This window comes from Pseudomonas edaphica, assembly GCF_005863185.1.
Lineage (GTDB): Bacteria > Pseudomonadota > Gammaproteobacteria > Pseudomonadales > Pseudomonadaceae > Aquipseudomonas > Aquipseudomonas edaphica.
The window spans coordinates 1-6,434 of sequence record NZ_VBVZ01000360.1; the positions used below are offsets into that span (position 1 = coordinate 1).

Here is a 6,434-nt window from a genome sequence, read left to right on the forward strand (position 1 = left end):
GCTATATGGAGTACCGCTGGAATTTCCTCGGCTCCGAGGTCGACCCAATCGCTGTGGCCGCCGCCAAGGCCATCGTGCAGTCCAATGACCTGAGCAAGGTCATCCAGTTGCGCCAGCAACCCAACCCCAAGCAGATCCTGCTGGGCTTGCTGGAGCCGGGTGAGCGCTTTGACCTGACCATGTGCAACCCGCCCTTCCACGCGTCCATGGACGAAGCCACCAAGGGCAGCGAGCGCAAATGGCGCGCCCTGGGCAAGGCCGACCCCAAGCGCAAGCTGCCGGTGCTGAACTTCGGCGGTCAATCGGCGGAGCTGTGGTGTGAAGGCGGCGAAGCGCGTTTTGTGACGCAGCTGATCGCCGAGAGCGCGCATTTTGCCCACAAGGTGCTGTGGTTCAGCACGCTGGTGTCAAAAGCGTCGAACTTGCCCGCGATCGAGACAGCCCTGAAAAAAGCCGGCGTGCTGGAAAGCCAGGTGGTGGAGATGTCCCAGGGGCAGAAGCAAAGCCGTTTTGTGGCCTGGACCTTCCAGACCAAGAACGAGCAGCAGATCTGGCGCCAGCGCTGGGTTCGCGACTGAATCACTGTGGCGAGGGAGCAAGCTCCCTCGCCACACAAAGCACATCACAAATCGCAGGCAACAAAAAACCGTGCCCGGATCGCTCCGAGGCACGGTTTTTTTTGCTGCGTCTTACTTGTTAACAGCGTCGGTCAGGCCTTTGGCCACAACCAGCTTGATAACTTTCTTGGCAGCGATTTCGATGGCAGCGCCAGTCGAAGGGTTACGGCCAGTACGGGCTGGACGCTCGGTCACTTTCAGTTTGCCAACGCCTGGCAGAGTGATTTCGCCGCCGTTTTCCAGCTGATCAGCAACAACTTGGCTCAGTTGGTCCAGCAGAGCGCGCACGGTAGTTTTCGGTGCGTCTACTGCTTCAGCCAGGTCAGCGATCAGTTGGTCTTTAGTAATAGCCATTGTGGTGTTCCTTCCCTATCAAATTCATATGGATTGCAGAGTGCAGTGTCAGCCGTCGAGCCCGACCGTCATGGCCTGGCACCCCCGGCCATAACCACGGAGATCGGGGTTATAGATGCTTGAAACGGGGATTGGTTCGACCTGACAGATGCTGAATGCACGCTTAACGCCGAGACTTGGCGTAAGACGGGGCAAAACTAGCACAGAGACGGGGAAATATCCGCCTCAACATACCCATTTGGTCAGCTTTATCGCTCTAAACCGTGAAAAAAAGGCATATGGGCCGTCGGAGGTCGTCCAAAACCGCCTTCCAGGCGCGTCTTGGCCAATGGGTGCGGTACACTGGGCGACTTTTGGGGGAGGCCCACCGCTCCCCTTCAACCAGCCGAGAAGCCTATGCCGATCCGTCATTGCATTGTTCACTTGATCGACAAAAAACCCGACGGCACACCTGCAGTTCTGCATGCCCGCGATTCTGAGTTGTCCGAATCGGCCGCCATCGAGAACATGCTGGCCGACCTCAACGAGAGCTACAACGCCAAACAAGGCAAGGCCTGGGGTTTCTTCCATGCCGAATCCGGCGCGCACCCGTTCAGCGGCTGGTTGAAGGAGTATTTCGACGGTGGCCAGGATTTCACCACCTTCAGCCGCACGGCGGTTGAGCACCTGCAAAAGCTGATGGAGGAATCCAACCTCTCCACCGGCGGCCACGTGCTGTTTGCCCACTATCAACAAGGCATGACCGATTACCTGGCCATCGCCCTGCTGCACCACAGCGAAGGCGTGGCAGTGACCGATGAGCTGGACGTGACCCCGTCGCGGCACCTGGACCTTGGCCAACTGCACCTGGCGGCGCGCATCAACGTCTCCGAGTGGCAGAACAACAAGCAGTCCAAACAGTACATTTCGTTTATCAAAGGCAAGAACGGCAAGAAGGTTTCGGAGTACTTCCGCGACTTTATCGGCTGCCAGGAGGGCGTCGACGGCCCGGGCGAGACCCGCACCCTGCTCAAGGCCTTCAGCGACTTTGTTGAAAGCGAAGACCTGCCGGACGAATCCGCCCGCGAAAAGACCAAAACCCTGGTGGACTACGCCAGCAGCCAGGCCAAGCTCGGCGAGCCGATGGGCCTGGAAGAGCTGTCGGGCTTGATCGATGAAGATCGGCCAAAAGCGTTCTACGACCATATCCGCAACAAGGACTACGGCCTGTCGCCGGAAATTCCGGCCGACAAGCGCACGCTCAACCAGTTCCGCCGCTTCACCGGCCGCGCCGAAGGCTTGTCCATCAGCTTTGAGGCGCACCTGCTGGGTGACAAGATCGAATACGACGAAGCCGCCGGCACCTTGATCATCAAGGGCCTGCCGACCCAACTGACCGACCAGCTCAAGCGCCGTAACTGATGCTGGGCGGGGTACTCAAGAAAGTCCTGTTGGTGTTGCTGGTGGTGGTGGTGATTCAGCACTGGGGCAAGATCGAGCGGCTGTTCAACCCCTCGCAGGTGGTTTCGGAGCAGGTACGCGCCTCAGCGCGCGTGGTGCTCTACTCCACCGAGTGGTGCGGCTACTGCAAGCAGATCCGGCGCTTTCTGGATCAGAAAGGTGTGCCGTACCAGGCGTTCGATATCGAGAAGGACGCCCAGGCGCGCAAGGCGTATGAGGCGCTGGGCGGCGGCGGGATTCCGTTTGTGGAGGTCAATGGCACGCTCATTCGCGACTACAACCCGGATGCGATCATGGCTGCCTTGAAATAACCCCACCGTTGCAGCATCTCGCTTGTGTGGGAGCTGGTTTGTAGGAGAGCTGGCTTTTGTGGGAGCTGGCTTGCCTGCGATAGCATCAGCGCGCAGTAACTGACAGACCGAGTTGCCTGCAACGCAGGCAAGCCAGCTCCCACATAAGCGAGCTCCCACATTCAGTTCTGCAGCGTCTTTAGAAGTTGGCTTCCAGCGACACCATCGCCGTACGCTCTTCACCGACGTTGTAATACGCCGTACTCGGCGCCAGGCCGCTTACCGGCGCCGAGTTAAACGACACGGTACGCGCCGAGCTCAGGTATTCCTTGTCGAAGACGTTAAGCATCGACAGCCGCAGGGTCGCGGATTTGATGACTTTCTTGTCCACCGGCAAATAGATACCCGCGTTGAGGTCGACCACGGTACGCCCGGAGATTTTTTCGTCGTTGGTCAAATCGCCGTAGAAACTGCCGACGTATTTGCCGGCAACGTTGCCGTAGAAGCGCGAGTCGTCGTAGCCAAACACCAGGTTGAACATGTTTTCCGGCACGTTGGCCAGCTGCTTGCCGGCGGTGGGCAACAACACGTTCTTGCTGAGCAGATTGTCTTTCTGTTCAGACTGGGTGTAGGTGTAGGACGCGTAGTAGTTGAAGTGATGCGGCAACAGCCCGCTCCACTCCAGCTCCAGGCCTTTGTTGTCGACTTTGCCGACGTTGATTACCGCGTAGTCGCCGTTGAGGTCGGTGGTCGACAACTGGCGGTCCTTGAAGCTGATGTAGAACAGCGTCGCGCTCAGCGCCACATCGTCTTCGGTGAAGCGCCAGCCCAGTTCCTGGTTCCAGCTCAACTCAGGCTTGAGGCTTACCGAATCGCCTTTGTTGTACAGCACGTAGTTCGGCGGTGTGCGCATGTTGCGGGTGACGTTGTAGAACGCCTGGTTGCTCTCGTCGATCTGGTACTTGGCGCTGAAGTTCGGCAGGAACTGGTGGTAACGGGTGTTACGCTTTTCCGGTTTGTCGTAGAGGCTGCCCAGGTTGTTGCCGTCACGCTCGACGTACTGATAGGCCACGCCGCCGACAAAACTCAGGTCTGGCGTGGCTTGCCAGCTGTCCTGCACCCAGAGCTTCTGCGCCGGCGTGACGGTGTAGTAATGACGGCCTTGTACCGTCGCGCCGTTCTTGTCGACTACTTGGCCGCCGCCGTTGTAGTCGCCCCACACGTCATCGGGTGCGCCTTCGCCGTTGATGCCGATAAACGGCTGGCTCTGGCGCTGGCGTGCGCGCTCATACCAGTAGCCGTAGTCCAGGCTGTGTTCTTCGTTGATGTCCCATTTCATTTTGGCGGTAACGCCTGGGCGCCAGGTTTCGGTCCACGAAGGGCGGTAGTAGTTGAGCGATTTGAGGTTGCTCAGGTCGTAGTTGCCAGCCTTGTCGGACTTCGGCCCCAGGTTCGATGCGGTCTGGCCGCTGAAACTGCCACCGTTGGCCCAGTAGTAATAGGGCGTGACCGTCAGCGCCAGGTTGTCCTGCAACTGCCAGCGCTGGGTGAGCGTGGCATTCACGCTTTCGAAAGGGTTGCGATTGAGCTTGTAGGAAGACGACAGTAAACCGGATTTGTACACCGGGGTTTCCGAGTAGTCCTTGCGCCGCCCATCCGTGTCGAACTGCGACTTGCTCAAGGAGTTGTAGTTGTAGTTTTCCTGGTTGTTGTACTTGATCGTGGCCAGTGTGGAGTTGCCGCTGCCGTCTTCGAACAGGCTGCTCCACTCGACCTTGTCGCTGCGCAGGGTGCCTTTGCCACGCCACTTGTCGCCTTCCAGGTGCGACGCCGAGACCCAAGTCTTGAGGCCGCCGAAATCACCGGTATTGACCCGCACGAACGTCTTGCGCAAGTCGTTGGCGCCGACGATCTGCTTGGCAAACACCCCGGCCTCTTTAGTCGGCCGGATGGTGATCATGCCGATGTTGCCGCCACTGGAACCGATGTGCGGGCCGTCAGCTTCCGAAGAACCCTGTGTCGCGAATACTTCCGCAAGGTTTTCCGGGTCGCCCAATTGGTTGGAGGTAGTTGCCCGAATCGTTGATCGGCACACCGTCGACGGAAACCCCGATCTGGTCGGAGTTCATGCCGCGCATGGTGAAGTTGGTGCCGCTGGTGCCACTGGCGTCATCACTGGAAACGTTGATGCCCGGCGTGTATTTGAGCTTATCGATGGCGTTGGCAGTCGACGACATCTGGTCCATGGCTTCCTTGGTCACCGTCGACCGCGCCTTGGCACTTTCTTCGCGGATCATATGGCCGTTGCCCAGGGTCTGTTTACCGGCGATGTCCACCGAGCCAACGTCCTGCGTGGTGTCTGCCAAAACCAATGGCGCAAAGCTACCTAGGCCCGATGCAAACAGCAGGGCAGAGAGTGTGTTGATCTTCACAAGTAGATCCCTTACGTGCATCTATCTGTTGTTATGGAGGGCGGTACTGGCTGTCAGAACCGGGTGAACGGCGACGCCAGCCTTCCTGACCATCTGCTCAGGAATCCGAGGATCATCCTTGGCGCGTGTAACGGTTTGGTGACAGGTTTTGGCAATTGCGATGAAGGTTAAGTGAAGGATCTACAGGCAGCGTGATACCTGGCCTGTAACTGCCGGCAGGAAATGATCGCGAGGGAAACAGTTGTATAAGAAGGTGGCCAGCAAACCGTTCGTGTCTAACGCAACACAATCATTCGGCCTAATAGTGTGTGCTGTTCAAAACCCAGCACCGCCTGCAGGGCATTTAAAACCGCCACTGGGTCCTTGCTCGGAAAGCTGCCACTGACACGCTTGGCGCCCATCTCGTCGTTCAGCAACAGAATGCGCCCCGGATAGTAACGACTCAGGTCCTTGACCACGTCAGCCAACGGCGCTTTGTAGTAATTGAGCCAACCGTCACGCCAGGCCAGGCGGGATTCACTGTCGACCGCGTGCATCGATTCGGCCACACCGTCGGCGTAAGCCACTTGCTGGCCTGCGGTCAGAATTTGCTGTTGGCCTTGCCTGGATGGCGTCACGCCAACCCGACCGGACAACACCGTCACTTGCGCGCCCGCCGGTTGCAGGCGCACTTCGAACTGTGTGCCCAACACCCGCGCTTCACCGCTGCCGGCCTCGACCACAAAGGACTGGCCGGTGTGGGTCACGCTAAAAAAACCGGCACCGCGACGCAGCTGGATATGCCGCTCACCGTGACTGAAATCCACGGCGATGGCGCTGTCGGCATCCAGGGTCACTTGGGACTGGTCGGCCAGGGTCACGGTTTTCACTTCCCCCGGTGCGGTCACGTAATCGGCGCCGAAGTCATCAACCCAACGCGACGGCTGCCACCCGGCGCCCATCGACACCATCACCAGCAGGCACGCGGCCATGGCCAAGGCGCCGGACCAGCGAACGCCGCGCGAACGTTTCGAGGTGTTCATCGCGTTGAGGTAACCCTGCAAGGCCAGGGCGTCTTCGCCCGCCAGTGTGCGCGCCGGTACTTCGCTTAACTCCCACAGCACCTGGGCCTGGGAATAAGCCTCGACGTGGGCAGGATCGGCCCGCAACCAGCGGCTGAAGGTGGCCTGGTCGCCACTGCTGGGCTGGTCGTGTAACAGGCTCAGCCAGTCAAGTGCGGCCTGCTCCTGGGCGGGCGTGGGGGTGACGTTCACGGTGCTTTCCCTGGCGTGCGTGGGGGCGATGGTTCGCGAAGGCTGGCC

At 59.3% G+C, this 6,434-nt stretch carries 5 protein-coding genes and 1 pseudogene; 3 read left to right on the forward strand and 3 right to left on the reverse strand.

Translation table 11 applies throughout. The annotated features are described in order from the left end of the window. Positions 1 to 578, forward strand: a 578-nt coding sequence (locus tag FEM54_RS21405; protein ID WP_138452884.1) for an RlmF-related methyltransferase, incomplete at its 5' end; no start/stop codon positions are given. Between the two features lie 111 nt (positions 579 to 689). Here FEM54_RS21405 and FEM54_RS21410 read toward each other — a convergent pair. Next, on the reverse strand, positions 690 to 971 hold the full coding sequence (locus tag FEM54_RS21410; RefSeq protein WP_003188840.1) for an HU family DNA-binding protein: 282 nt from the start codon (positions 969 to 971) through the stop codon (positions 690 to 692). Between the two features lie 396 nt (positions 972 to 1,367). On the opposite strand from FEM54_RS21410, the gene yejK reads away from it, so the two are divergent. Together yejK and FEM54_RS21420 are read left to right on the forward strand one after the other, a co-directional pair. Then, positions 1,368 to 2,372, forward strand: coding sequence for a nucleoid-associated protein YejK (gene yejK, locus FEM54_RS21415; RefSeq protein ID WP_003171997.1), 1,005 nt, complete (start codon positions 1,368 to 1,370; stop codon positions 2,370 to 2,372). Then, entirely contained in the window at positions 2,372 to 2,722 is a 351-nt protein-coding gene (locus FEM54_RS21420) for a glutaredoxin family protein (RefSeq protein WP_099548478.1), read from the forward strand. The genes yejK and FEM54_RS21420 overlap by 1 nt, the downstream gene beginning before the upstream one ends. Positions 2,723 to 2,900: 178 nt before the next feature. On the opposite strand, the pseudogene FEM54_RS21430 reads toward FEM54_RS21420, so the two are convergent. Continuing rightward, positions 2,901 to 5,133 (reverse strand): annotated as a pseudogene (locus FEM54_RS21430) (TonB-dependent receptor). Between the two features lie 275 nt (positions 5,134 to 5,408). Next, a complete protein-coding gene (locus tag FEM54_RS21435) occupies positions 5,409 to 6,386 on the reverse strand; it encodes a FecR family protein (protein ID WP_138452886.1) in 978 nt (325 codons plus the stop codon). Between the last annotated feature and the right edge of the window lie 48 nt (positions 6,387 to 6,434).

Coding starts and splice junctions, on each gene's coding strand:
- FEM54_RS21410 (WP_003188840.1), bottom strand. CDS start 971: ATGGCTATTACTAAAGACCAACTGATCGCTGACCTGGCTGAAGCAGTA.
- yejK (WP_003171997.1), top strand. CDS start 1,368: ATGCCGATCCGTCATTGCATTGTTCACTTGATCGACAAAAAACCCGAC.
- FEM54_RS21420 (WP_099548478.1), top strand. CDS start 2,372: ATGCTGGGCGGGGTACTCAAGAAAGTCCTGTTGGTGTTGCTGGTGGTG.